The organism is Streptomyces sp. GD-15H (assembly GCF_045291515.1).
In the GTDB taxonomy this organism is placed as follows: domain Bacteria; phylum Actinomycetota; class Actinomycetes; order Streptomycetales; family Streptomycetaceae; genus Streptomyces.
In genome coordinates, this window is sequence record NZ_CP149447.1 from 3,207,816 (window position 1) to 3,233,271 (window position 25,456).

At 69.3% G+C, this 25,456-nt stretch carries 20 protein-coding genes and 2 pseudogenes; 5 read left to right on the forward strand and 17 right to left on the reverse strand.

Translation table 11 applies throughout. The features are described 5' to 3' along the window. Positions 1 to 29: 29 nt before the first annotated feature. A complete protein-coding gene (locus WJ438_RS14790; RefSeq protein WP_406725653.1) occupies positions 30 to 995 on the reverse strand; it encodes a helix-turn-helix domain-containing protein in 966 nt (321 codons plus the stop codon). Positions 996 to 1,214: 219 nt separating this feature from the next. Beyond that, positions 1,215 to 1,619 (reverse strand): annotated as a pseudogene (locus WJ438_RS14795) (ATP-binding protein). A 74-nt stretch (positions 1,620 to 1,693) separates the two neighbouring features. Between WJ438_RS14795 and WJ438_RS14800 the strand changes: the two are divergent. After that, positions 1,694 to 1,903 carry a DUF397 domain-containing protein gene (locus WJ438_RS14800; protein ID WP_406725654.1) on the forward strand — a complete coding sequence of 70 codons (210 nt, stop codon included), beginning with the start codon at positions 1,694 to 1,696 and terminating at the stop codon, positions 1,901 to 1,903. Positions 1,904 to 2,001: 98 nt separating this feature from the next. Here the strand turns inward: WJ438_RS14800 and WJ438_RS14805 are convergent, their stop codons facing one another. Continuing rightward, on the reverse strand, positions 2,002 to 2,376 hold the full coding sequence (locus WJ438_RS14805; RefSeq protein WP_406725655.1) for a winged helix-turn-helix transcriptional regulator: 375 nt from the start codon (positions 2,374 to 2,376) through the stop codon (positions 2,002 to 2,004). Between the two features lie 96 nt (positions 2,377 to 2,472). On the opposite strand from WJ438_RS14805, the gene WJ438_RS14810 reads away from it, so the two are divergent. Further along, a complete protein-coding gene (locus WJ438_RS14810) occupies positions 2,473 to 3,354 on the forward strand; it encodes an NAD(P)-dependent oxidoreductase (RefSeq protein ID WP_406725656.1) in 882 nt (293 codons plus the stop codon). A gap of 113 nt (positions 3,355 to 3,467) precedes the next feature. Here WJ438_RS14810 and WJ438_RS14815 read toward each other — a convergent pair whose 3' ends face one another. After that, the gene (locus tag WJ438_RS14815; protein ID WP_406725657.1) at positions 3,468 to 3,662 is read right to left on the reverse strand and encodes a hypothetical protein; all 195 of its coding nucleotides are present in this window, start codon (positions 3,660 to 3,662) and stop codon (positions 3,468 to 3,470) included. Positions 3,663 to 3,838: 176 nt separating this feature from the next. On the opposite strand from WJ438_RS14815, the gene WJ438_RS14820 reads away from it, so the two are divergent. Further along, positions 3,839 to 5,968: a prolyl oligopeptidase family serine peptidase gene (locus tag WJ438_RS14820; RefSeq protein WP_406725658.1), complete on the forward strand. Its 2,130-nt coding sequence runs from the start codon at positions 3,839 to 3,841 to the stop codon at positions 5,966 to 5,968. A 188-nt stretch (positions 5,969 to 6,156) separates the two neighbouring features. Further along, on the forward strand, positions 6,157 to 6,993 hold the full coding sequence (locus WJ438_RS14825) for an SDR family NAD(P)-dependent oxidoreductase (protein WP_406725659.1): 837 nt from the start codon (positions 6,157 to 6,159) through the stop codon (positions 6,991 to 6,993). Between the two features lie 27 nt (positions 6,994 to 7,020). Here the strand turns inward: WJ438_RS14825 and WJ438_RS14830 are convergent, their stop codons facing one another. The 13 genes and pseudogenes from WJ438_RS14830 to WJ438_RS14890 all read right to left on the reverse strand — a co-directional run bounded on the left by WJ438_RS14830 (position 7,021) and on the right by WJ438_RS14890 (position 24,851). Then, positions 7,021 to 7,683 (reverse strand): hypothetical protein, encoded by a 663-nt coding sequence (locus WJ438_RS14830; RefSeq protein ID WP_406725660.1) that lies wholly within the window; start codon positions 7,681 to 7,683, stop codon positions 7,021 to 7,023. A 163-nt stretch (positions 7,684 to 7,846) separates the two neighbouring features. Further along, on the reverse strand, positions 7,847 to 8,890 hold the full coding sequence (locus WJ438_RS14835; protein WP_406725661.1) for an ABC transporter ATP-binding protein: 1,044 nt from the start codon (positions 8,888 to 8,890) through the stop codon (positions 7,847 to 7,849). Then, positions 8,883 to 9,857, reverse strand: a complete 975-nt coding sequence (locus tag WJ438_RS14840; RefSeq protein ID WP_406725662.1) for an ABC transporter ATP-binding protein — start codon at positions 9,855 to 9,857, stop codon at positions 8,883 to 8,885. The genes WJ438_RS14835 and WJ438_RS14840 overlap by 8 nt, the downstream gene beginning before the upstream one ends. 9 nt (positions 9,858 to 9,866) lie before the next feature. Further along, positions 9,867 to 10,847, reverse strand: a complete 981-nt coding sequence (locus WJ438_RS14845; protein WP_406725663.1) for an ABC transporter permease — start codon at positions 10,845 to 10,847, stop codon at positions 9,867 to 9,869. Then, positions 10,840 to 11,763 carry an ABC transporter permease gene (locus tag WJ438_RS14850; RefSeq protein WP_406725664.1) on the reverse strand — a complete coding sequence of 308 codons (924 nt, stop codon included), beginning with the start codon at positions 11,761 to 11,763 and terminating at the stop codon, positions 10,840 to 10,842. The genes WJ438_RS14845 and WJ438_RS14850 overlap by 8 nt, the downstream gene beginning before the upstream one ends. 6 nt (positions 11,764 to 11,769) lie before the next feature. After that, a complete protein-coding gene (locus tag WJ438_RS14855; RefSeq protein ID WP_406725665.1) occupies positions 11,770 to 13,401 on the reverse strand; it encodes an ABC transporter substrate-binding protein in 1,632 nt (543 codons plus the stop codon). Positions 13,402 to 13,650: 249 nt separating this feature from the next. After that, the gene (locus WJ438_RS14860; protein ID WP_406725666.1) at positions 13,651 to 14,799 is read right to left on the reverse strand and encodes an ABC transporter ATP-binding protein; all 1,149 of its coding nucleotides are present in this window, start codon (positions 14,797 to 14,799) and stop codon (positions 13,651 to 13,653) included. Continuing rightward, a complete protein-coding gene (locus WJ438_RS14865) occupies positions 14,792 to 15,847 on the reverse strand; it encodes an ABC transporter ATP-binding protein (protein ID WP_406725667.1) in 1,056 nt (351 codons plus the stop codon). Before WJ438_RS14865 ends, WJ438_RS14860 begins: the two co-directional genes overlap by 8 nt. A gap of 12 nt (positions 15,848 to 15,859) precedes the next feature. After that, positions 15,860 to 16,825 (reverse strand): ABC transporter permease, encoded by a 966-nt coding sequence (locus WJ438_RS14870; RefSeq protein WP_406725668.1) that lies wholly within the window; start codon positions 16,823 to 16,825, stop codon positions 15,860 to 15,862. Beyond that, a complete protein-coding gene (locus tag WJ438_RS14875) occupies positions 16,818 to 17,747 on the reverse strand; it encodes an ABC transporter permease (RefSeq protein WP_406725669.1) in 930 nt (309 codons plus the stop codon). Before WJ438_RS14875 ends, WJ438_RS14870 begins: the two co-directional genes overlap by 8 nt. Positions 17,748 to 17,889: 142 nt before the next feature. Then, positions 17,890 to 19,521, reverse strand: coding sequence for an ABC transporter substrate-binding protein (locus WJ438_RS14880; RefSeq protein WP_406725670.1), 1,632 nt, complete (start codon positions 19,519 to 19,521; stop codon positions 17,890 to 17,892). A 672-nt stretch (positions 19,522 to 20,193) separates the two neighbouring features. Continuing rightward, the gene (typA, locus tag WJ438_RS14885) at positions 20,194 to 22,110 is read right to left on the reverse strand and encodes a translational GTPase TypA (protein WP_406725671.1); all 1,917 of its coding nucleotides are present in this window, start codon (positions 22,108 to 22,110) and stop codon (positions 20,194 to 20,196) included. 384 nt (positions 22,111 to 22,494) lie between these two features. Further along, positions 22,495 to 24,851 (reverse strand): annotated as a pseudogene (locus WJ438_RS14890) (ABC transporter family substrate-binding protein). Positions 24,852 to 25,144: 293 nt separating this feature from the next. Here WJ438_RS14890 and WJ438_RS14895 point away from each other — a divergent pair. Then, positions 25,145 to 25,438 carry a hypothetical protein gene (locus tag WJ438_RS14895; RefSeq protein ID WP_406725672.1) on the forward strand — a complete coding sequence of 98 codons (294 nt, stop codon included), beginning with the start codon at positions 25,145 to 25,147 and terminating at the stop codon, positions 25,436 to 25,438. Positions 25,439 to 25,456: the final 18 nt, after the last annotated feature.

Genomic DNA, 25,456 nt, shown 5'->3' on the forward strand with positions numbered 1-25,456 from the left:
GCCCAGGGGCAAGGATCGTCACGTTCATGCTAGGCGGCCTCCTGGAGATCGGTTCGGCAGTCGCGGCAGCGGGCTTCGGGGTGGAGGGAGCGGAATCCGCGGTCGCAGCCGTCGCAGTTGCGCATCTTGTACTCGACGGGTGGGGGTCCGGTCGGGGCACGAAACGGGGGCGGCGGTGGGAGTTGGGTGGTGAGGCGGTGGGCCAGGAGGGCGGCGGGGCGGTGTACGCCCTCGGGCGGCAGGTCGGTGGTCAGGGCGTGGCGCAGGGCGGTGGGGCTGACGTCCCGCTCCAGCCAGGCGGCGACGCCGGGGGCCAGGTGGGCCGTGTCGCAGGCGGAGAGGAGCAGCCGGGGGTCGCGGCGGCGGAGGTCCGCGAGGAGATCGGTGGCGGCATGAAGCAGCGCGGGGGCGGGATACGCGGGGCGCGGCACGTCCGGGAGCGGCTTGCGGGGCTCTCGCTTCCCGCGTGTCCCGTGCTGCGTGCCTTCCTGGCCCTCGCCCTCGCCTTCGCACGCCTCCTGCCGCTCTCGTCGCTCCGGCCGCTGCGGTTCCGGGGCCGTCGGACGGCTGATGGCGGGGGCCGGGGCGGGTGTCCTGGCGTGGTGGCGGACCGCCGCCGGCTGGTTGCAGGAGGTCGTACGGGTGACGATCCGGCCGGAGGAGGTGCGAACGCGTTCGCGGCGCAGGTAGCCGTGGGCTTCCAGCTCGCGCAGGGCGGCGGCGATCCGGGTGGCTCCCTCGGGGAACCGGGCGGTGAGGGTCTTGATGTCGGCCGGGGCGCCCTTCGGCAGCGACTGGAGATGCGTGCCGAGCCCGATGGCGAGCAGCGAGAGTTCCCGGTGCTGGGCGAGGTGGTTGCCGATCACCGTGAAGCGGGCGGTGTGGCGGGAGTTGTCGTGGAGCAGCCCGCCGGTGCGGTGGCCCCGGTTCGGGTGCTTGTTGCCCGCAATACGGGCCTGGGCGTGCGGAGGCACGCTAGGGTCCTGGGTACCCATCGGGAAGGTCCTGTCTTCCTCGGTGGTCAGGCCCTCGCACTGGGATTGCCGTCCCGGCGGGGGCCGTCGCATGTCTGCTGTTGTCCTGCGCTGAGCGTCGGGCCTGGAGGGCACGAAATCCAGCCGGACCGGGGATGTTCACCCGCCCGAGTGAGCACAAACCACGGGCGGGAGGGGTGGGGCTTGGTGGGGTTCTTTCTCCCCCACGTTCTTTGTCTTTCAGTCGTCGACGCCGCCGGAACGCGTGGGGACGGGTTCCGGTGGTGTGAGGCGCAGTTCGGGCCCACACGGTCTTCCGCGGGAACCGCCCCCCGACCACTCCCCAGCGGTCGGCCAGCGCCTCGACGAGCAGCAGCCCACGGCCCGACTCGGCCCCCGCGTCGGGCTCTTGACGCGGGGGAAGCCGGTCGCCCGCGTGTCGGTGGCCTCGATGCGGAGCGTGGCGCCGACCACGTACAGCGTGAGGCGGAAGCTGCGGCCGGGCAGACGGCCGTGCGTGGCCGCGTTGGCCGCCAGCTCCGCCACGACATGGCTCGCCGCCTCCTCCGGGAGGCCCCGGCTCCGCAGCGCGTCCACCGCGAGCAGACGGGCGAGGTGGGCACCGCACGGGGACGACAGCAGCATCGTGACGTTGCGGACTTCACAGCCGGGTGGGGTCCCCGTCCCGGCGATCTCCTGAGTTTTCTGATGGGGGAGACATGATCCGCAACACCTCGTCCAGGGACATCAGCGACCTGACGTGGTTCAAGAGCAGTTACAGCAGCGGGGCGGAGACGGACTCCTGCGTCGAGATCGCCACCGGCCCCGGCACCGTCCACGTCCGTGACTCCAAGGACATGGAGGGCCCCCGCCTGGCCTTCGCCCCCGCCGCGTGGGCCGACTTCGTGCCGTACGCGGTCGGGGACTGACGGGACTGCTCCTTACGCGACTTCGGCCTACGGCACCCGTCCGCTACGAAGCCACCGTGCTGGTCGCGGCCCTCAACGAGTGGCTGTGACCAGCACGTTCACAACAGACCCTGGCCTGCCTTCTCCTCCAGCCCTCGAGTGGTCGGCCGCTCGCGACCCCAGGCGGCCAGCGGCTGGAGTGCGTCGTTGAGGCGCTTGCCGTCCTCGGTCAGCGAGTACTCGACGCGGGGCGGCACCTCGTCGTAGGAGACGCGGTGCACGACGCCGTCCGCTTCCAGCTCACGCAGGTGAGAGGCCAGCACCTTCTCTGTGATCCCCGGAAGCAGTCGACGCAGCTCGCCGAAGCAACGGCAGGGGCGCTCGTGGAGCGCCCACAGGATCAGCACCTTCCACCTGCCGCCGATCACCTCCATCGCGGTGTCGATGCCGCAGACGTGTCCGTCCGGTGCGCCCGGCCGGTTCAGCGTCGTCATGCCCCACCCCTTTGACGTGCTCGCTCACCCCGGGGTAACCACCCACTACCAAGTGCGTACTTGATCACCTCCGGGCCTGCGACCAGCCTAATCGGCATGACACAGAACACTGTTGAGAAGACCCCCGTCACGCTGCTGGGACTCGGCGCGATGGGCACCACGCTGGCCCGCACCTGGCTTGCCGCCGGCCACCCGCTCACCGTCTGGAACCGCACTCCGGCCCGCGCCGCGGCACTCGCCGCCGAGGGTGCACGGGTCGCGGACACCGCCGCTGCGGCGGTCGCGGCGAACCCCCTGGTCGTCGTCTGCCTGTGGGACGACGCCTCGGTCGACGAGGTGCTGGCCGGCACCGACCTGGCCGACAGGGACCTGGTCAACCTGACCACCAGTACCCCCGCCCAGGCCCGCGCCCGCGCCCAGTGGGCCCACGAGCGCGGCGCCCGCTACCTGGACGGCGGGATCATGGCCGTCCCTCCGATGATCGGCGTCCCGGAGGCCGGCGGCTACGTCTTCTACAGCGGCTCGCCAGAGCTGTTCGAGCGGCACCAGCAGACCCTGGCCGTCCCGGCCGGCACCACCTACGTCGGCGAGGACGCGGGCTTCGCGGCCCTGCACGACGTGGCCCTGCTCAGCGCCATGTACGGGATGTTCGCCGGGGCCGCGCACGCCTTCGCCCTGATCCGCAAGGAGGACATCGACCCCGCGGCGCTCGCCCCGCTGCTCGCCGACTGGCTCGTCGCGATGGCCCCGGCGGTTCACCAGACCGCCGACCAACTGCGCAGCGGCGACTACACCAGGGGCGTCGTCTCCAACCTCGCCATGCAGGTGGCCGGCACGCCGACCTTCCTGAGCACCGCCGAGCAGCAGGGTGTCAGCCCGGAACTGCTCAGCCCGTACTTCGAGCTGATGCGCCGCCGCCTGGCCGAGGGAAGCGGCGAGGAGGACCTGACGGGCGTGATCGACCTGCTGGTGCACTGACCGGCCACTTGCCGCCCCAGCAGCGGCCGTGCTGGTCACAGTCCTCAACGAGGCGCTGTGACCAGCACTTTCACAGAATGCTCCAGGTGGTCACCTGCCCCCGGCCGGCCGGGTCAGAAGCTGATGCTGCCGATCATCCCCGCGATGTTGGTCGTCAACTCACTGATCGTGGGCGCGATCGTCGACGACGCCATGTAGAAGCCGAGGAGCATGCAGACGACCGCATGCCCGGCCTTGAGGCCCGACTTCTTGATCAGCAGGAAGACGACGATCGCCAGCAGCACCACCGCCGAAATCGAGAGTGCCACGGCGGTTCACCTCCAAGGACCCCAGGACGCGGGGGGTAGGGATATGGGGGCAGAGACATCCACACAGCAGCCAGCAGGTTCATACCCACTATGCGCTAAAGATCATAACTATCTGTACGTGCGCATCGATCGGCGCACGGCCGCACAAGGGGGCGCATGGCCAATATGGTCATGGCATGACGACCGAGGCTGACTCCTTCCCCCGACGGCACGCCCGCACCCAGCGTTTCACGCTCGGCGCGCCGCGTTCTTTCACCGTGGCACCCGACGGTTCCCGGGTGGTGTTCCTGCGCTCAGGTTCCGGCACGGACCGGGCGAATTCACTGTGGGTCCTCGATCCGGGGGACGGCGGGGAGCGCGCGGTGGCCGACCCGCGTACCCTCCTGGGCGGCGCCTCGGAGCGCCTGTCGGCCGAGGAGCGGGCCCGGCGCGAGCGCAGTCGTGAGGGAGGCGCCGGCATCGTCGGATACGCCACCGACGCGGCCGTGGAGTTGGCTTCTTTCGCCTTGTCAGGGCGGCTTTTCACGGCCGAGCTGCGGGCCGGTACGGCACGCGAACTGCCCACTCCCGCACCGGTGATCGACCCCCGTCCGTCGCCCGACGGACGCCACGTCGCCTACGTCGCGCAGGGTGCGCTGCGGGTCGTCGGGGCCGAGGGGGAGGATGACCGCGCGCTCGCGACCCCCGAGGCCGACCACGTCACCTACGGTCTCGCGGAGTTCATCGCGGCGGAGGAGATGCATCGCCTGCGGGGCTTCTGGTGGGCGCCCGAGTCGGACCGGCTGCTGGTGGCGCGCGCGGACGACACGCCGGTGGAGCGGTGGTGGATCTCCGATCCGGCGCATCCGCAGCGGGAGCCGCAGCGGGTGGCGTACCCGGCGGCGGGCACCGCGAACGCGGAGGTGCGACTGTTCGTGATCGGACTGGACGGGGCGCGTTCGGAGGTCGCGTGGGACCGGGCGCGGTACCCGTATCTGGCGCATGTGCACTGGTCAGCGGCGGGTGCGCCGCTGCTGCTCGTACAGGCGCGCGACCAGCGCAGTCAGCTGATCCTGGTGGTGGACCCGGATTCCGGGGCGACCCGGATGGTGCACGCCGATGAAGATCCAAATTGGCTTGATCTTTTCCCGGGGGTGCCGTGCTGGAGCCCTGCCGGGCAGTTGGTACGGATCACGGACGAGGGCGGCGCACGGCGTCTCGCCGTCGGGGAACGCCCTTTGACCGGGCCGCAGTTGCACGTCCGCGCGGTACTGGACGTGTCGGACGACGATGTGCTGGTATCGGCGTCGGTGGGTACCGGGCCGGCGGCGCAGGCGGGCCCGGGGATCGGCGAGGTGCACGTCTACCGGGTGAACGAACTGGGCGTGGAGCGCGTCTCCCAGGAGCCCGGCGTGCACTCCGCGGTACGCGCCGGGGGCGTGACGGTTCTGGTGTCCGCGACACCGGACCGGCCGGGGGCGCGGGTGCGGGTACTGCGTGACGGGAAACCGACGGCGACTGTCCCCTCGTACGCCGAAGACCCCGGTATGTCCCCACGGATGACCCTCACCCAGGGGGGCGCACGCAAAATCCCGTGCGCCGTGCTTATGCCAACGGACTACCCCGGTGACGCCCCCCTCCCCGTTCTCATGGACCCCTACGGTGGCCCGCACGGCCAGCGGGTGATGGCCGCACACAACCCCCACCTGACCTCGCAGTGGTTCGCCGACCAGGGCTTCGCGGTGGTCGTCGCCGACGGCCGCGGCACCCCCGGCCGCTCCCCGGCCTGGGAGAAGGCGATCCACCACGACTTCACGCTTACCCTGGACGACCAGATCGAAGCACTCCAGGACCTCGCCGCGTCCCACCCCCTCGACCTCTCCCGGGTGGCCATCCGCGGCTGGTCCTACGGCGGTTACCTCGCGGCGCTGGCGGTGCTCCGCCGCCCCGACGTCTTCCACGCCGGCATCGCGGGCGCCCCGGTGACGGACTGGACGCTGTACGACACGCACTACACGGAGCGGTACCTGGGCGACCCGGCCGCGCACCCGGAGACGTACGCGCACAGCTCGCTGGTCACCACCGAGGGCCTCTCCTTCCCCGCCGACCAGCACCGCCCGCTGATGATCGTGCACGGCCTGGCCGACGACAACGTGGTCGTCGCCCACTCCCTGCGCCTCTCCTCCGCCCTCCTCGCCGCCGGCCGCCCCCATGAGGTCCTCCCCCTGTCGGGCGTCACCCACATCACCCCCCAGGAACAGGTCGCGGAGAACCTGCTCCTGCTCCAGGTGGACTTCCTCAAGCGCTCGCTGGGCCTCACGGGCTGACCACGACAGGGAGCAACCAAATGGACCGCAGTCCGCTTAAGTGGTACAACTTTAAACAACTGCGGTCCGTGTGCTTCTGCAACGCGGTCCGCATGCCGTGCGGAGGAGACTCCCGCGTCGCACCGGTCTCGGCCCGCCGATGCTCCACGCGCCAGCACCCGGGCCGGTCTGCGAGGACCAGAAGAACAATGGCAGGTTTGCTCGACGGCAAGGTCGCCATCATCACCGGCGGAGCGAGCGGCATCGGACGGGCGAGTGTGGAGCGCTTCGTCGCCGAGGGCGCGAAGGTCGCCATCGCCGACATCCAGGACGAGCTCGGGGCGTCGATCGCCGACCGGCTCGGCGCCGCCGCCGTGTACGTGCACACCGACGTCACGGACGAGGCCGCGATCGAGGCGCTCGTCGCCACCACGGTGGAGCGCTTCGGCAAGCTCGACGTCATGTTCAACAACGCGGGAGCGCAGGGCGACGCGTCTCCGATGACCGAGCTCGGCGCGGCGGGTTTCGACAGGACCCTGGCGCTGCTCACCCGCTCCGTCGTGCTCGGCCACAAGTACGCGGCCCGGCAGTTCCAGGCCCAGGGCACCGGCGGGTCGATCGTGACCACCGCCAGCGCGGCGGGGCTCCAGGGCGGATGGTCCGCGGCCGGCTACACGATCGCGAAGCACGCCGTCGTCGGCGTGGTCCGGCAGGCGGTCGCGGAACTCGCCCCTCTCGGCATCCGCTCCAACGCGATCGCGCCGGGGATCATCATGACGGAGATCATGGCGCGCACCTTCGGCGTGCCCCTCGAGGAAGCGGACGGCTTCTCGGCCTTCCTCGCCGACCGACTGGGATCGACCCAGCCGCTCGGCCGGGTCGGGTTCCCGGAGGACATCGCGAAGGCCGCGGTGTTCCTGGCGAGCGACCTCGCCGACTACGTGACCGGCACGGTCCTTCCCGTCGACGGTGGGGCGACGTCGATCACCCAAGGCACCTTCGCCACCGAGGTCGTCGCGGCGGCACAGGAGTACAACGCGCGCTGAGCGCGCTCCACGCCGGGCGGGCACACGTCACTCGTCTGCCTGCCCGGCGGAGGGCCGAAGCCGCCACGCCCTCACCGCGCGCCCTGCCAGGGCCACGAGGACAGCGACCGCCACCAGCCGTACGACGGTCCACGTCGCACCGACCACGGGCCCTTGCAGCGGCGATTCGACACGGAGTCGCTCCGACATCTCGACGACGGCCAGCAGGGGGACCAGCATCCGGAAGGGCAGGCCGCGCAGGCCGGGGTTCCGGGCCAGGTTCCCGGCCAGCCCCAGCACGGGCCCCGTGACACAGGCGACCACGCACCAGGACAGCGTCTTCGAGGCGAAATCGCTCCAGGAGACATGGGGCGTCGCCCCGGCAGGGTCGCCCAGGTCCAGCGTCAGGTACGCCCCTTGCCCCAGTTTCGTCAGGTAGTACGCGACCACCGCGGTGACCAGGGACGCGGCGGCCAGGACGACCGACTCGGCCCTGGACTTCCGGGCGAGACCGACGCAGAACGCCAGTGCCGCCCAGGACCATCCGGCGGACAGGACCAGATGTACGGCGTGGCCGACCGGATGGGTGGCGTTGATCAGAAGCGGGCCGAGCACCCCGACCCCCGCACCGACGGCCGGCGCGGCCGAGAACACCAGGATGCGGGAGCGGGAACGGGTACGGGTGCGGGAGCCCGTGAGCGAAGCCGACACGATGTCCGAAGGGTCCTTTCAACGACCGATCAGGCGCGTAGAGCCCCTGTCCGGCCGGAGCCTACGCACGGCCGCCGTCGAGGGACACCGGCAGGTCGGATTCAGGACTCCCGCGCACGCACACCCGCCTCACCCCGTCCCGGGCAGACGGGCACCGACCGCTTCAGGGCCCCGGGGGCACCTCCGGCGGTACCACCTGTTTCTCCTCGGCGAAGTGGCAGGCCGAGGGGTGGGCCGCCGGGGTGTCCGAGGCCTTGAAGCGCTCGGGGACCGCCAGCAGCGGGACCTCCACCGCGCAGCGTTCCCGGGCCTTCCAGCAGCGGGTGCGGAAGCGGCAGCCCGACGGCGGGTTGGCCGGGGACGGCACGTCGCCGGTGAGGATGATCCGCTCGCGGCGCTCACGGGCCTCCGGGTCCGGCACCGGGACCGCCGACAGCAGCGCCTGCGTGTAGGGATGCGTCGGGTGGTCGTAGATCTGGGTGTCGGTACCGATCTCGACGATCCGGCCGAGGTACATCACGCCGACCCGGTCCGAGAGGTGCCGGACGATCGACAGGTCGTGCGCGATGAAGAGGTACGACAGGTTGAACTCGTCCTGCAGCCCCTCCATCAGGTTGATGACCTGGGCCTGGACGGACACGTCCAGCGCGGAGACCGGCTCGTCGCAGATGATGATCTCGGGGTTCAGGGCCAGGCCGCGGGCGATGCCGATGCGCTGGCGCTGACCGCCGGAGAACTGGTGCGGGTAGCGGTTGATGTACTCCGGGTTGAGGCCCACGACGTCCAGCAGGTCCTGGACCTTCTTGCGCCGGTCGCCCTTCGGGGCCACCTCGGGGTGGATCTCGTACGGCTCCCCGATGATGTCGCCCACCGTCATCCGGGGGTTCAGCGAGGTGTACGGGTCCTGGAACACCATCTGGATGTTGCGGCGGACGGCCTTGAGGGCCTTCCCCGACAGTGTGGTGATGTCCTGACCCTTGTAGAAGATCTCGCCGGCCGTCGGCCGCTCCAGGTGGACCAGCATCTTCGCGACGGTGGACTTGCCGCAGCCGGACTCGCCGACGATGCCCAGGGTTTCGCCCCGGCCGAGTGCGAAGTCGACGCCGTCGACCGCCTTCACGGCGCCGACCTGCTTGCGGATCACGATGCCCCGGGTCAGCGGGTAGTGCTTGACGAGGCCGGACACCTCCAGAATCGGCTCAGCCATCCAGGCATTCCCTCCAGAAGTGGCAGGCGCTCCCCCGCGTCCCCGAGACCTCGTACAGCGGGGGCTCGTCGGTCCGGCAGACGTCGCGGGCCATGGGGCAGCGGGGGTGGAAGGCACAACCGGGCGGAATGTTCATGAGGTTGGGCGGCAGGCCCTTGATGGCGTAGAGCTGCCGGCCCTTCTGGTCGAGGCGGGGGATGGAGTCCAGCAGGCCCCGGGTGTACGGATGGGCGGGGGCTTTGTAGAGGTCGTGCACGGGCGCCGACTCGACGATGCGGCCCGCGTACATGACGGCGATCCGGTCGGCGACGTCGGCGACCACGCCGAGGTCGTGGGTGATGAGGATGAGCCCCATGCGGTACTCGCGCCGGAGTTCCGCGAGGAGTTCCATGACCTGGGCCTGGACGGTGACGTCGAGGGCGGTGGTCGGTTCGTCGGCGATGATCAGGGCCGGTTCCAGGGCCAGCGCCATGGCGATCATGATGCGCTGGCGCATGCCGCCGGAGAACTGGTGCGGGTACTGCCCGACCCGCTCCCGGGCGGCGGGGATGCGCACCCGGTCCATCAGCTCGACGGCCTTGGCCCGCGCGTCCTTCTTCGACATGCCCCGGTGGACGACGAACATCTCGCCGAGCTGGTCGCCGACCGAGATCACGGGGTTGAGGGAGGACAGCGCGTCCTGGAAGATCATCGCCATCTCGGCGCCCCGGACCCTGCGGCGCGCGTCCTCCTTCAGCGCCAGCAGGTCGCGGCCCTGGAAGACGACCTCGCCGCCGGTGATCCGGCCGGGCGGCACGTCGAGGATGCCCATGACCGCCTGCGCGGTCACCGACTTGCCGGAGCCGGACTCGCCGAGCACGGCCAGCGTCTCCCCCGCGTCGACGCCGTAGCTGACGCCGTTGACGGCCTTCGCGACGCCGTCCCGGGTGTGGAACTCCACGTGCAGGTCGCGCACTTCGAGCAGCATGACGGCGACTCACCTCAGCTTCGGGTCGAGGGCGTCGCGCACCGCGTCGCCGAGCATGATGAACGCCAGGACGGTGATCGCGAGGGCGCCGGAGGGCCACAGCAGCGCGTGCGGGGCGTTGCGGACGTAGGGCGAGGCGGCGGAGATGTCGATGCCCCAGGAGACGCTGGGCGGTTTCAGGCCGACACCGAGGTAGGACAGGGTCGCCTCCAGCGAGATGTACGTGCCGAGCGCGATGGTCGCGACGACGATGACCGGGGCGATCGCGTTGGGCGCGATGTGCCGGAAGATCAGCCGGGAGGGGGAGGCGCCGAGCGCCCGCGCGGCCTGGACGTAGTCGTTCTGTTTGGCGGTGATGACCGAGCCGCGGGCGATCCGGGACAGCTGCGGCCAGCCGAGCAGCACCATGAACCCGATGACGGGCCAGACGGAACTGCTGGTGACCACGGACAGCAGCACCAGACCGCCGAGGACGACGGGGATGGCGAAGAAGACGTCGGTGATCCGGGACAGGACCGAGTCCCACACCCCGCCGAAGAAGCCGGCCAGCGCACCGAGGACGCTGCCGAGGAGCGCGACGCCGAGCGTGGCGCAGACGCCGACCGTGACGGACGTACGGGCGCCGTAGACGGTGCGGGTGTAGACGTCGCAGCCCTGGCCGTTGAAGCCGAAGGGATGACCGGACTGCGAGCCCTCCTGGGCCCTGGCGAGGTCGCACTTGAGGGGGCTGCCGGAGGCGATCAGCGAGGGCCGCAGGGAGATGACGATCAGGAAGAGGATCACCAGGGCGGAGAGGAGGAAGACGGGGTCGCGGCGCAGGTCGCGCCAGGCGTCGGACCACAGGGAGCGCGGCTTGTCCCGCGGCCCGGGGCCGTCCGGCCCGCCCGGGACCCTCTCCAGGGTCTCGGCCTCGTCCACGCCCAGGTCCATGGTGCCGCCCATGCCGGTCCCCGCGGCGGCGCGCTCGGGGTCGTGGTGCTGCTCAGGCATAGCGGATCCTCGGATCGAGTACGGCGTAGAGGAGGTCGACGACGAGATTGCAGACCAGGAAGACCAGCACGAGGACGGTGACGAAGCCGACGACGGTCTGGGTGTTCTGCCGCAGGATGCCCTGGTAGATCTGGTAGCCGACGCCGTGGATGTTGAAGATCCGCTCGGTGACGATCGCGCCGCCCATGAGGAAGCCGATGTCGGCGCCGATGAAGGTGACCACCGGGATGAGGGAGTTGCGCAGCAGGTGCCGGGTGATCACCCGGTGCCGGGGCAGGCCCTTGGCGAGGGCGGTGCGGACGTAGTCGGAGCGCCGGTTCTCGGCGATGGAGGTGCGGGTCAGCCGGGTGACGTAGGCGAGGGAGACGGAGGCCAGCACCAGGCCGGGCAGGATCAGCTCGCCGAAGGGCGCCTCGGAGGAGACCGACGGTCTGATCCAGCCCCACTTCACCCCCAGCAGCAGCTGGAGCAGCAGGCCGGTGACGAAGGTGGGAACCGAGATGACGACGAGGGTGAGCAGCAGGACGCCGGTGTCGACGGGGCGCCCCCGGCGCAGTCCGGTGACCACGCCGAGGGCGATGCCGATGACGATCTCGAAGAGGATCGCGAGGAGCGTGAGGCGGATGGTGACGGGGAACGCGGTCGCCATCAGCTCGGTGACCTTCTGGCCGTTGAACGCCGTACCGAAGTCGCCGGTGAAGACGTTCCCCATGTAGGTCAGGTACTGCTGCCAGACGGGCTTGTCGAGGCCGAACTCCTTCTCCAGCCGGGCGGCCGTCGCCGGGTCGCAGCGCCGTTCGCCGCAGAGGCCGGCGATGGGGTCGCCCATCACGTTCACCATGAGGAAGATCAGCAGCGTGGCCCCGACGAACACCGGGATCATCTGGAGCAGACGCCGGACGACATAGCGTCCCATGGCGGATCAGCTCACCTTGATCTGGTCGTACACGGGGACGCTGAAGGGGTTGAGCTTCACGTCGGACAGCCGGTCCGACCAGCCCGCGCTGCCGTTCTGGTACCAGAGCGGGATGGCGGCCATGTGGTCGCGGACGACCTCCTCGGCCTGCTGGAACAGGTCGACGGCCTTGGCGGTGTCGGCCTCCTGGTTGGCCCGGTCGACGAGGCCGTCGAATTCCTTGTTGGACCACTTGCCGTCGTTGGAGGAGGCGTTGGTGTAGTAGAGCGGCTGGAGGAAGTTCTGGATGAGCGGGTAGTCCATCTGCCAGCCGGCCCGGAACGGGCCGTTCATCTTCTGCTGGGTGATCTGGTCGCGGAAGTCGGCGAAGGTGCCGACCGGGTTGCCGGTGCAGGCGCGCTCGTTGTCCAGCGCGTTGTTGATGGAGTTGCAGACGGCGTCGACCCAGTCCTTGTGGGAGCCGGTGTCCGCGTTGTACGTGAGGGTGAAGCGGCCGCCGGGCAGGCCGCCCCCCTCCTGGATGAGCTTCCTGGCCTCGTCGGGCCTGTACTCGCAGGCGTCCCCGCACAGGCCTTCCTGGTAGCCGCCGTCCTCGCCGAGGACCGGGGAGGTCCAGTCGGTGGCGGGGGTGCGGGTATTGGCGAAGAGGGTGTCGGTGATCTGGTCCCGGTCGATCGCCATCGACAGGCCCTTGCGGACCTTCTCCGAGCCGGACTTGTTCCATGCCTCGTCGTAGAACGGGAAGGCGAGGGTCTGGAGGATGCCGGCGGGGGTGTTGAGGTAGCGGTCGCCGAGGTCGTTCTCGACGTTCTTCAGCTGCGAGGCGGGAACGTCGTCGACCAGGTCGAGGTTGCCGGCGATGAGGTCGGTGTAGGCGGTGTTGTTGTCGGTGTAGACCCTGAGGTCGACGCCGCCGTTCTGTGCCTTGTCGTCGCCGGGGTAGTCCTCCCACTTGCGCAGGGACATCTGCGAGCCCTTGGCGTACGAGTCGACGGCGTACGGGCCGTTGCCGACCGGCTTGGCGACCCAGGCGGCGTGGTCGTCGAAGAAGGCCCGGGGCAGCGGGGCGAAGGCGGCGTAGCCGAGGGTGTCGGGGAAGGTGGAGAACTTCTGGGTGAGCTTGACGGTGAAGGTCGTGTCGTCGACGACCTTCAGGCCGGAGAGGGTGTCGGCGCTCTGCTTGCCGCCGTCCTCGGGGTGGACCTCGTCGTAGCCCTCGATGTAGCCGAAGAAGTAGGCGTTGCGCTGGTTGTTCTTCAGACTGGCGCCGTAGTTCCAGGCGTCGACGAAGGACTGGGCGGTGACCTTCTCGCCGTTGCTGAAGGTCCAGCCGTTCTTGACCCTGACGGTGAAGTTCTGCGAGTCCGTGGTCTCGATGCTCTCGGCGAGCATGTCCTGGGCCTCACCGGTCTCCGGGTCGTAGCGCTTGAGACCCCGGAAGATCATGTCGAGGACCTTGCCACCCTGCACCTCGTTGGTGTTGGCCGGCTCCAGCGGATTCTGCGGGTCGCCCCAGGAGGCGCTCAGCACCGCGCCCGCGTCACCACTGCCGCCGCTGTCCCCGCCTCCGCAGGCCGTCACCGCGAGGGCTGCCGCCACCGCGCACACGGCCCATCCGGCGTGCGTGGCTCCGCGCATGGAGTGCCTCCTCGTACGTACGCAGTGGTGCGCTGATCCGTCAGGCACATATCAGCTTAAAAGGTACAGAGCGCGCACGTGCGACACCTGTGCGGACGGAACTCCAGCCATATGTACGTATGGAAAGCTCTCCATACGGGCGGATGTACGCACACAGGGAGAGGGTGGACCGGGAGGCACCCGGAGACGCCGGAACCCGGCACCCCTGTGAGCGGGGGCCGGGTTCCGGCAAGCGGTCGGACACGGACGTCAGACCGCGTGGACGACGTTCTTCTCCTCGGCGAAGTGGCAGGCCGACTCGTGGGCCGCCGGGGTGTCCGAGGCCTTGAAGCGCTCGGGGACCGCCAGCAGCGGGACCTCCACCGCGCAGCGTTCCCGGGCCTTCCAGCAGCGGGTGCGGAAGCGGCAGCCCGACGGCGGGTTGGCCGGGGACGGCACGTCGCCGGTGAGGATGATCCGCTCGCGGCGCTCACGGGCCTCCGGGTCCGGCACCGGGACCGCCGACAGCAGCGCCTGCGTGTAGGGATGCGTCGGGTGGTCGTAGATCTGGGTGTCGGTACCGATCTCGGCCATCTTGCCCAGGTACATCACGCCGACCCGGTCGGAGATGTGCCGGACGATCGACAGGTCGTGCGCGATGAAGAGGTACGACAGGTTGAACTCGTCCTGCAGCCCCTCCATCAGGTTGATGACCTGGGCCTGGACGGACACGTCCAGCGCGGAGACCGGCTCGTCGCAGATGATGATCTCGGGGTTCAGGGCCAGGCCGCGGGCGATGCCGATGCGCTGGCGCTGACCGCCGGAGAACTGGTGCGGGTAGCGGTTGATGTACTCCGGGTTGAGGCCCACGACGTCCAGCAGGTCCTGGACCTTCTTGCGCCGGTCGCCCTTCGGGGCCACCTCGGGGTGGATCTCGTACGGCTCCCCGATGATGTCGCCCACCGTCATCCGGGGGTTCAGCGAGGTGTACGGGTCCTGGAACACCATCTGGATGTTGCGGCGGACGGCCTTGAGGGCCTTCCCCGACAGTGTGGTGATGTCCTGACCCTTGTAGAAGATCTCGCCGGCCGTCGGCCGCTCCAGGTTCATCAGGAGCTTGGCCACCGTGGACTTGCCGCAGCCCGACTCGCCCACGATGCCCAGCGTCTCGCCCTGGTACAGGTCGAAGGAGATGCCGTCCACGGCCTTCACCGCGCCGACGTTCTTCTTGAAGAGGATGCCCTGGGTCAGCGGGAAGTGCTTCACCAGGTTGCGCACCTGGAGGATCGGCTCACCGCGCTCCACCGGCGCCTCGAGCGCGGCGACTTCCTCCGCCTCGGTCCGGGCGTCGACGACCTCCACCTCGGAGACGTTCGGCGTGGCGTCGACCGGCTCGTCGTTCTTGCTGAGCTCAGCCATGGAGCGTCTCCTTCCAGAAGTGGCACGCCGAGCCACGGCCGACCAGTTCGGTTCCGTCCGGCCCGGTGACCGGGTGCAGCGGCGGAACGTCCGTGCGGCAGATGTCCTCGGCCCTGGGGCAGCGCGGGTTGAACGCGCAACCGCTCGGGATGCGCGTCAGGTTCGGCGGCAGTCCCTTGATCGCGTACAGCTCCTGGCCCTTCTGGTCCAGGCGCGGGATCGAGTCCAGCAGGCCCTTGGTGTACGGGTGGGCCGGGTTCTTGTACAGCTCCCGGACCGGGGCCTGCTCCACGATACGGCCGGCGTACATCACCGCGATCTTGTCCGCGACGTCGGCGACCACGCCGAGGTCGTGGGTGATGAGGATCAGGCCCATCCGGTACTCGCGCTGAAGCTCCGCCAGCAGGTCCATCACCTGGGCCTGGACCGTCACGTCCAGGGCGGTGGTGGGCTCGTCGGCGATGATCAGGTCGGGCTCCAGGGCCAGCGCGATGGCGATCATGATGCGCTGGCGCATACCGCCGGAGAACTGGTGCGGGTAGTCGTTCACCCGCGCCGCGGCGGCCGGGATCTTCACCCGGTCCATCATCTCGATGGCCTTGGCCTTGGCGTCCTTCTTGGACAGGCCCTCGTGCACCCGGTACATCTCGCCGAGCTGATAGCCCACGGAGAGCACGGGGTTGAGCGAGGAGAGCGCGTCCTGGAAGATCATGGCGATCTTCCGGCCGCGGATCCGGCGCCGCTCCTCCTCGGACATCTTCAGCATGTCCTGGCCGCGGAACATGATCTCGCCCTGCGGGATGCGCCCGGGCGGCATGTCGAGGATGCCCATGATCGCCTGCGCGGTCACGGACTTGCCGGAGCCGGACTCGCCGAGCACGGCGAGGGTCTCGCCCGCGTCCACGGAGTAGTTGACCCCGTTGACGGCCTTGGCGACGCCGTCCCGCGTGTGGAACTCCACGTGCAGGTCACGGACGTCGAGCAGGGGGCCGTCGAACCCCTCGGCCCTCGGCTCGAGGACGGCGTCGGTCTTGTCGATGATGCTCACGTAACGCCTCCCTCAGCGCGACTTGGGGTCAAGGGCGTTGCGGACCGCATCGCCGAACATGAGGAACGCCAGCACGGTGATGCTCAGCATCACGGCGGGGAAGAACAGGACGTACTGCGCGGTGCGCAGGTAGTCCTTGCCCGCCGAGATGTCCTGGCCCCAGGAGATCGAGTCGGTCAGACCGATACCCAGGAAGGACAGGGTCGCCTCGGCCGTGATGTAGCCACCGAGCGCGATGGTGGCGACGACGATCACGGGGGCGACGGCGTTCGGAAGGATGTGCTTGAACAGGATGCGGCCGGTTCCCGCGCCCAGCGCCTTGGCCGCGGTGACGTAGTCGGCCTGCTTGACCGTGATCACCGAGCCGCGCATGACGCGGGCGATGGAGGTCCAGCCGAGAACGGCCAGCGCCAGCGCGACGACCGGGACCGAGCGCTCGGCGAAGGTGTTCAGCACGACCATGGCGCCGAGCAGGAACGGGATCCCGAAGAAGATGTCGGTGACCCGGGAGATCAGCGAGTCGATCCAACCGCCGAAGTAGCCGGAGATCAGCCCGACCAGACCGCCGAGCACGGTCACCACCGCGGTGACCATGACGCCGACGAGGATCGAGGCACGGGTGCCGTGCAGCAGCCGGGCGTAGATGGAGCGGCCCTGGTGGTCGTAGCCGAACCACTCGGCGGAGAAGAGATGGCCGAGTTCGGGCTTCTGCAGGAAGTGGTTGGTCAGGTCGCCATCACGCGGACTGACGTCGCCCGAGATGAACAGATCCGGCACCGCCGCTATCAGCAGCAGCAACAGGATCAGGAATGTCGAGAGCAGGAACATCCAGTTGTGGCGCAGGTCGTACCAGGCGTCGGACCACAGGCTGCGCGGCTTGCCCGGAGCGGGGCCCGCGTCGGTGGCGAGTACGGCGTCCGGGGTGGTCGCGGCCTGAGCGGCCACGGCGGTGTCCGTTTTTGAGGCCAGCTCAGGCATAGCGAATCCTCGGGTCCAGGACCGCGTACAGCAGGTCGACGAGCAGGTTGACGAAGAGGTAGATGAGGACCATCACCGTGACGATGCCCACCACCGTCGCTCCCTCGCGGCGGCTGAGTGCCTGGTAGACCAGGTTGCCGATGCCCTGGACGTTGAAGATGCCCTCAGTGATGATCGCACCGGTCATCAGGTTGCCGATGTCGATGCCGAGGAAGGTGATCACGGGGATCATCGAGTTCCGCATCAGGTGCATGGAGATGATGCGGCGGCGCGGCAGCCCCTTGGCTATCGCCGTGCGCATGTAGTCCGCGCGCAGGTTCTCCGCGATGGAGGTACGCGTCAGACGTGCCACGTACGCCAGGGAGAGCGAGGCGAGGACGACGGCCGGCAGGAACAGCTGTCCCATGTTCATGGAGTCCTGGACGGTCGGCGTCACCCAGCCGAACTGCATCGCGAACAGCCACTGGAACAGGAAGCCGAGCACGAAGGACGGCACCGAGATCAGCGCCAGCGTGATCACCAGCACGCTGGTGTCGGTCTTCTTGCCCGCCCGCATGCCGGAGATGATGCCCATCGACACGCCCACGAGGACGGTGAAGACGAAGGCGATGATCGTCAGCCGGATGGTGACGGGGAACGCCTGCGCGATGACCTCGGCGACCGGTCGGCGGCTGGCGATCTGGGTGCCGAAGTCGCCCTGCGGCAACCCGGCGAGATAGTTGACGTACTGCTGCCAGAGCGGCTTGTCCAGCCCGTAGTCCGCCTTGATCGCCGCGATCTGCGACGGGTCCACCGACTGTTCTCCGTACAGCGCGCGCACGGGATCGCCGGGGAGCGCGTACATCATGAGAAAGATCAGCAGTGTCGTCCCGATGAACACCGGGATCATCTGGAGCAGTCGCCGCGCGACGTAGCGCCCCATGAGTTCCTCCATGTCGGTCACAGCGGGAAAAGCCGACGGGCTGTCCGCCTCCGTTGTCCGGAGACTCACACCCCGTCGGCCCCCGCCGGCACCGGTGACGGCCCCGGATCGAGGGACCGTCACCCGCGTGCGAACTGTTCGATTACTTCTTGAGGACCTCGATGTCGTGCAGGATCGGGTCGCCTTCGTTGTTGAACTTCACGTTCTTGACGTTCGTGGAGTAACCGAAGTTCGTCTTGTAGTACCAGAGCGGGATGGCCGGCATCTTCTCGAACATGGCCTTCTCCGCCTCCTGGTAGGCCTTGATGGCACCGTCCAGGTCCGCGGCGTTGTCGCCCTTCTTGAAGAGCGCGTCGATCTCCTTGTCCGCGAAGCCGGACGTGTTGCCGTCCGCCTTGGAGCCGTACAGGTCACGCAGGAAGTTCACGTTGAGCGGGTAGTCCTGCACCCAGCCACCGCGGTACATGGACTTGACTTCCTTGGCGTCACGCGCGTCCAGGTCGGTCTGGAAGTCCGGCTTGGAGTCGCCGACACACTCGACGCCGGTGGCCTTGCGGATGCTGTTGCAGACCGCCTCGACCCACTCCTTGTGACCGCCGTCCGCGTTGAACTGGAGGGTGATCTTGTTGCCGGGAACGCCGCCGCCCTCTTCGATGAGCTTCTTGGCCTTCGCGGGGTCGTACGTGAGGATGTCGCCCGCCACGCCCGGCTGGAAGCCGGCGACGCCCTTGGCCACGAAGCTGGTCGCGGGCTCACGGGTGCTGTTGAGGACGGTCTTGGTGATCGTGTCGCGGTCGATCGCCATCGACAGGCCCTGCAGGACCTTGGGGTCGATGTCCTTCCACTGCTTGGTGTAGAAGGCCGGGACGATGGACTGGATGGCGTTGTAGTCCTGGTCCACCGCGCGGTCGCCCAGGTCCGCCTTGCGCTTGGGCAGGTCCTTCGGACCGATCTGGCGGACGATGTCCACGTTGTTGGAGAGCAGGTCCTGGTAGGCGGCCTCGACGGTGGTGTAGTTCTTGAAGATCACACCGCCGTTCTTGGGCTTGTTCGAGCCCTTGTAGTTGGCGTAGGCCTTGACCTCAATCTGCTTCTTGTGCTCCCACTTGACGAACTCGTAGGCACCGTTGCCGACCGGCTTCTCGCCGAAGGCCGCCGGGTCCTTGAAGAAGGCGGAGGGCAGCGGGGACCAGACGTCGTAGCCGAGCTTGTACTCGAAGTACGGGATCGGCGAGGACAGCTCGATGGTGAAGGTCTTGTCGTCGACGACCTTCAGACCGGACATGGCCTCGGCCTTCGGGTCACCCTTCTCCGGGTGGACGTCCTCGAAGCCCTTGATGTTGGCGAACCAGTTGCTGTTCGTCTGGTTGTTCTTGATGTTGGCGGCCCAGTTCCAGGCGTCCACGTAGGACTTGGCCGTCACGGCCTCGCCGTTGTGGAACGTCCAGCCGTCCTTGAGCTTGACCGTCCAGAGCTTGCTGTCCTCGGTCTCGATGGACTCGGCGTTCTCCAGGACGACCTCGCCCTTCTCGTCGAAGTCGACGAGCTGCGAGAACACGGCCTTGATGACCTTGGAGCCGTTCGCCTCCTTGGCGTTCGCCGGCTGCAGCGGGTTCTGCGGCTCGCCGACGTCGACCGAGAAAATACCCTTCGGGTCGACCGCAGCGTTGCTGTTGTCGTCGCTGTCGCTGCCGCTTCCCCCACCACAGGCGGTCGCGCCAAGCGCCACAACCGCGGCCATCGCGACCCACTTGGCGCTCTTGGCACCGCGCATGGGTTCCTCCTCATGAGTCCATTGGTTCACCGCAAAGGGGAGCACAGGACATGTCGTCGTCCACCGCCCGTCGCCGGTGTCGGAGATTGTCAGGTGCCCCCAGGCTCGCGAGTCTTCGCCGTTGGCGCGTGACCCGTTCATCCGAGCTCTACGCGCCTAACTATCTGCCATGCGCCATGACCGAACCACACCCACGAGGTCTCGGTTCGATCACAGCTGATGCCTACATCTTCCAAAATCCGGACAAAGGGTTTGGTGAAAGATCCCTGCGAAACGGACTTGTTACACATCTACCGGGGAGGGGCGTCCGCATATCGGACAACCGCGTGAGGAAAACCCGTTGCGGGTAGCGTGGCCGCCGTGCAGGCCGCCCTTCAGGGCTGCCGTGCGCTCAACACGTCTGGCCGGCAAGGCCGTTGGCTGGCGGGACGTGGCATCCGCTTTCGCCGGCTGCCCCGGATGCGATCGGGCAGCCCGGCGGCCGCGAGGGTGGTCCGCTTCCAGAGCAGGGTAGTGGGAGTCGGCCAACTCAAGGGCGCCTCCCGGCCAGATCAAGGGTTATCCCTACCCTGCCCCTCCGCTCCACTTCTCCGCACGCGTGAGAACGGCGCCGGGCACCCCTGCTGCAGGGGTGCCCGGCGCCGTTCTCACGCGTGCGGTGTGCGGCCGGTGTCAGCCGTGCTTGGCGCGGCTCGCGGCGCGGGCGCGCTCACGGCCGTCCAGGTTCACCTTGCGGATGCGGATGGACTCCGGGGTCACCTCGACGCACTCGTCGTCCCGGCAGAACTCCAGGGACTGCTCGAGCGACAGCTTGCGCGGCGGAACGATCGACTCGGCCACATCGGCCGTGGACGACCGCATGTTGGTGAGCTTCTTCTCCTTGGTGATGTTGACGTCCATGTCGTCGGCGCGGGAGTTCTCGCCGACGATCATGCCCTCGTACACCTCGGTGCCGGGGTCGACGAACAGCACACCGCGCTCCTGCAGGTTGGTCATCGCGAACGCGGTGACCGCGCCGGCGCGGTCGGCGACCAGGGAGCCGTTGTTACGGGTCTGCAGCGGCCCGAACCAGGGCTCGTGCCCCTCGTGGATGGAGTGGGCGATACCGGTGCCTCGGGTCTGCGTGAGGAACTCGGTACGGAAGCCGATCAGGCCGCGCGAGGGCACCACGAACTCCAGGCGCACCCAGCCGGAGCCGTGGTTCGACATGTTGTCCATCCGGCCCTTGCGGACGCCCATGAGCTGCGTGACCGCGCCCATGTGCTCCTCGGGCACGTCGATCGTCATGCGCTCGACGGGCTCGTGCACCTTGCCGTCGATCTCGCGGGTGACGACCTGCGGCTTGCCGACGGTGAGCTCGTAGCCCTCCCGGCGCATCTGCTCCACCAGGATCGCCAGCGCCAGCTCACCGCGGCCCTGCACCTCCCAGGCGTCGGGGCGGCCGGTGTCCAGAACGCGGAGCGAGACGTTGCCGATGAGCTCGCGGTCCAGGCGGTCCTTGACCTGACGGGCGGTGACCTTGCGGTCCTTCACGGCCGCCTTCGCGTCGGCGCCCTTGCCGGTGCCGCCTCGGCCGACCAGCGGCGAGGTGTTGGTGCCGATGGTCATGGAGATCGCCGGCTCGTCCACCGTGATCAGCGGCAGCGGAACGGGGTTCTCCAGGTCGGCCAGGGTCTCGCCGATCATGATGTCCGGGATGCCGGCGACCGCGCAGATGTCACCCGGGGCGGCCTTCTCGACGGGCTTGCGGGTGAGCGCCTCGGTCATCATCAGCTCGGAGATCCGCACGCTCTGCACGGAGCCGTCGCGCTTCATCCAGGCGACCGTCTGGCCCTTCTTCAGCTCGCCCTGGTGGACGCGGAGCAGGGCGATCCGGCCGAGGAAGTTGTCGGCGTCGAGGTTGGTGACATGGGCCTGGAGCGGGGCGCCCTCGTCGTAGGTGGGGGCCGGGACGTGCTGCAGGATGGTGGAGAAGAACGGCTCCAGGGAGTCGGAGTCGGTCGGGACCGTGCCGTCCGCCGGCTTGGTCAGCGAGGCGATGCCGTCCCGGCCGCAGGCGTAGACGATCGGGAACTCGATCTGCTCCTCGTCGGCGTCCAGGTCGAGGAACAGGTCGTAGGCCTCGTTGACGACCTCGTCGATACGCGAGTCCGGCCGATCCGTCTTGTTGATGCACAGGATGATCGGCAGCCGCGCCTGGAGCGCCTTGCGCAGCACGAAGCGGGTCTGCGGCAGCGGACCCTCGGAGGAGTCGACGAGCAGCACGACACCGTCGACCATCGACAGGGCGCGCTCGACCTCACCACCGAAGTCGGCGTGGCCGGGGGTGTCGATGATGTTGATCGTGATCGGGTCCCCGCCGTCCTTGGGGTGGTACTTCACCGCCGTGTTCTTGGCGAGGATCGTGATGCCCTTCTCACGTTCCAGGTCGCCGGAGTCCATCATGCGCTCGTCGACCTGGTCGAGCTGGTGGGCGGCGAAGGCACCTGCCTGCTTGAGCATGCCGTCGACGATGGTGGTCTTGCCGTGGTCGACGTGGGCGATGATGGCGACGTTGCGGATGTCGTGACGCTGGATGGACAAAGCCATGGGTTGGCGTACTCCCGGAATGGTGAGAAGCGCCCTGCGCAGACGGCTGTGGTGCGCGGGCCCTGCCGGGCTGAACACGCCACGGCCTCTCCCCATGTTACGGGCCCGCGGAACCGAGGGCTCGCCCGTCCTCGGCCGGGGCCGCCTCGAGGGCCCGGTGACCTTCCCGGCGCCGTGACCGCCCCCGCGCACACGGGCGGACCGGAACCCGCGGTGCGGGCACCGTCAGCAACCCCGTGGGCCGACCCCGCCGCAGTTCAGCAGTACGGGAAGCCCTCCCCGGCGCCCGCCCGGTGCGCGGGCCGCCCGCGGTGGCCGCTCCGCCGGGGGCGGGGATCGCGAAAAAGTGCCGAGATCTGCCTCACGTCGGCGCGGTGGTCGGGACTACCCCGCCGAGGAGGAGCCCGAGGCGGCGGTCGAGGGCTCGGTGGTCTTCTCCCCCGGTGTCCCGGCCGGGCCCCTCGCGCCCTTCTTCAGGAAGCCCATGTCCTCGTAGACGGGGGTGCGGAAACCGAAGGCGCCCGCGTTGGCCAGGTCCTTGCGGGCCGCGGTGAGCTGGGGGCGCTGGTAGAGGGGGATCGAGCCGGCCGCCGCCCAGATGCGGGAGTCGGCCTTGCGGAGCAGCGAGGCGCGTTTCGCGTCGTCGAGCGTGGTGAGGGCCTGGTCGAAGAGCTGGTCGACCTGGTCGGTGCCGATGCGGGTGTAGTTCTGTCCGATGTTCAGCGAGCCGTCGGCGGCCGGGACCGGCTTGGCGTAGACGGGGCGGGCATCGGTGGCCGGGTAGGCGGTCGCGGGCCAGGAGTAGAGGGCGAGGTCGTACTCACCGGAGGCGATGTGGTCCGTGAAATAGCTCTCGTCGTCGACCGTGGAGATGTTCGTGCGGATACCGACCCGCTCCAGCATCCGCGTGATCCGGTCGGCCACGGTGCCCAGAGTCTGTGAGCCGGGCCCGGAGGGGAGCACGAAGTCGAGCGTGAGCGCCTTGCCGTCCTTGGCGAGCGGGGCGCTCTCGGCCTGGACGGGGGCGGCGGTGCCCTTGGGCGCGTAGGCGCCGGGGGCGCCGCCCCGCTTCAGCCGCGTGTGCTCGGTGCCGTCCTGCGCGAGGTGCTCCGCCCTGCTGCCCTCGCCGCTCTTGCCGTCGTCCTTGCCGTCGTCCTCGCCGTCGTCCTTCGCGTCGTCCTCGCCGACGACGTACGTCCCGTCGTCGCCCTCCGACTCACTCTTGGAGCCCTTGTCGGACGACCCGGTCTTCTTTTTCCCTCCGCACCGGCCGCCTTCTCGCCCTCCCCTTCTTCCTTGTCCTCCTTCTCCTCGTCCTTCTCGTCCTTCTCCTGGTCGACCGGGCCGCCCGGTACCCAGCCGGCGTCCGCGAGCAGGGCGCGCGCCTCCTTGGTGTCCTGGGCCCCGAGGGCGCCGCTCCCGTCGGCGTAGGCGGCCTGCCCGGACAGCGCGACGTGACTGCCGACGGGCTCGGCGGGCAGTCCGAGCGGCTCGAGCACCGCCTTCGCCAGGTCCTCCCGGTCCAGGGCGCGGGCCACGGCACGGCGGACCCGCTCGTCGGCGAGGGGGCCTTCGGCGCCGTTGAGGGCGAGCTGGGTGTAGGCGGGCTCCAGCGACTTGCGCACCTCGAATCCGCTGAGGGCCTTCTGTTGACGCGCGTGCGTCACGGCGGCCTCGTGCTGCTTCTCGCGGGCGGAGACCTCCTCGTCGGCGGCATCCTCGTCGGAGCCGTTCGCGACGGCCCAGGAGCGCAGTGCGTCCGCGGCGGACCGGCCGGCACCGGGGGGACCCATCAGGGGCGCGCTCGCCCGCTCGGCCCCTCCTCCACTTCCCCGCTCACTCGCGCGTGCGCTCTCGCCCCGCGGGCCGGCGGCGACGGAGACGCGGCGGGCGCCGGTGGCGTCGATCTCGGCCAGGTCCAGGGTGCCGGCGGTGAGCGCGGCGATCCGTTCGCCGTGGGGCACCGCGCGCAGCACGATCGTCGAGAGCCGGGCCGGCTCGCCCCACCAGCGGGCATTGCGGGTGAGGGTGACCTCGTCGTCCTTGCGATCGACCTTCTTCACCTTGAACGGGCCGGCGGTGACCTTCAGTTTCTTGCGGGCCCCGTCGTTGAAGGAGTCCGGGGCGCCCATGACCTCCTTCGGGTACAGCGGTGTGAACAGGGACTTCCAGTCGGCGTAGGGGCGGCTGAAGGTGACCTTGACCTCCAGGTCGTCCTTGCCGCGCTCGATCTTCTCGATGCGGTCGTAGCCGGCGTTGCGGGCGGTCCAGTAGGCGGTGTCCTTGCCGGACAGGGCACGCCACTGGGCGGCGAAGTCGGCGGCGCCGATCTCGCGGCCGTCGCTCCAGACGGCCTGCTGGTTGAGCTGGTAGAGGACGACCTGCTTGGGCTCGGTCTCGACGACCTCGGCGGACTCCAGGTAGTCGGCGTTGCGCACCGGGCGTCCCCGGTCGTCCATCCGGTACATCGACGGCAGGACGGCCTGCGCGATCCGGGTGGTGGTGGCGTCGGCGTCCGACTGGAAGGTGTTCAGGGTGTCCGGGACGGTGTCCACGGCCCAGCGCAGGGTGCCGCCGTCGGCGATCCCCGAGCGGTCGGCGCGTGCGATGTCCTCTGCGGCGAGGGGCCTGGCCGGGTCCTCGGAACTGCATCCGGCCAGCGCGGGCACCACGAGGGCGCCCGCGGTGAGGAAGACGGCCGAGCGCATGACCGCGCGCGGGGCGACGCCGTCGTGGAACATCTCTGGTTACCTCCGGGAAGCCGCGGGCGTTATGATCACTTTTGGTAGTATTTTTGGTGTTCATCTGATGTATGCGGCCACTGAAGAGGAAAGGGTTCGGCAACCGAGAGCGACACGGCGGCCACAGGCCGGAAGGTCACCCGTATGGGCGCAGCGCACCGCACGGTGCACCCATGCGCCTCGGCCAATCGATGCACATCCCTTCACAGCGCAAGGTGTGACGCGCAACACTCACAGGCGCATGAACGTTGCCGCCTTGGGCCTGAAGGACCCGCGGGAAGTGAGGGCAAGTCATGTCCGTGCACGACGAACTGGCATCCGTCCAGCGCAGCCTCGACGACCTGATCCGGTCGGTGGGACGCCTGGAGAAGCAACTCGGCAGCGGCGGCCTGGAGATGCGCCGCGTCCGATCCGACACCAACCATCTGCGCGAGAGCGTCGCGCTGCTGCGGGAGACGGCCACGGCCGGGACCACCGCGCCGAAGCGGCCCGATCTCGTCACCATCTCCGACACGCCGTACGACCCCTCCCTGTGGGTGGACTCGGACGACGAGGGACTCGGCGCCCACGACCGCCGCGCCCCCTGACCCCACCGGACCCGCAGC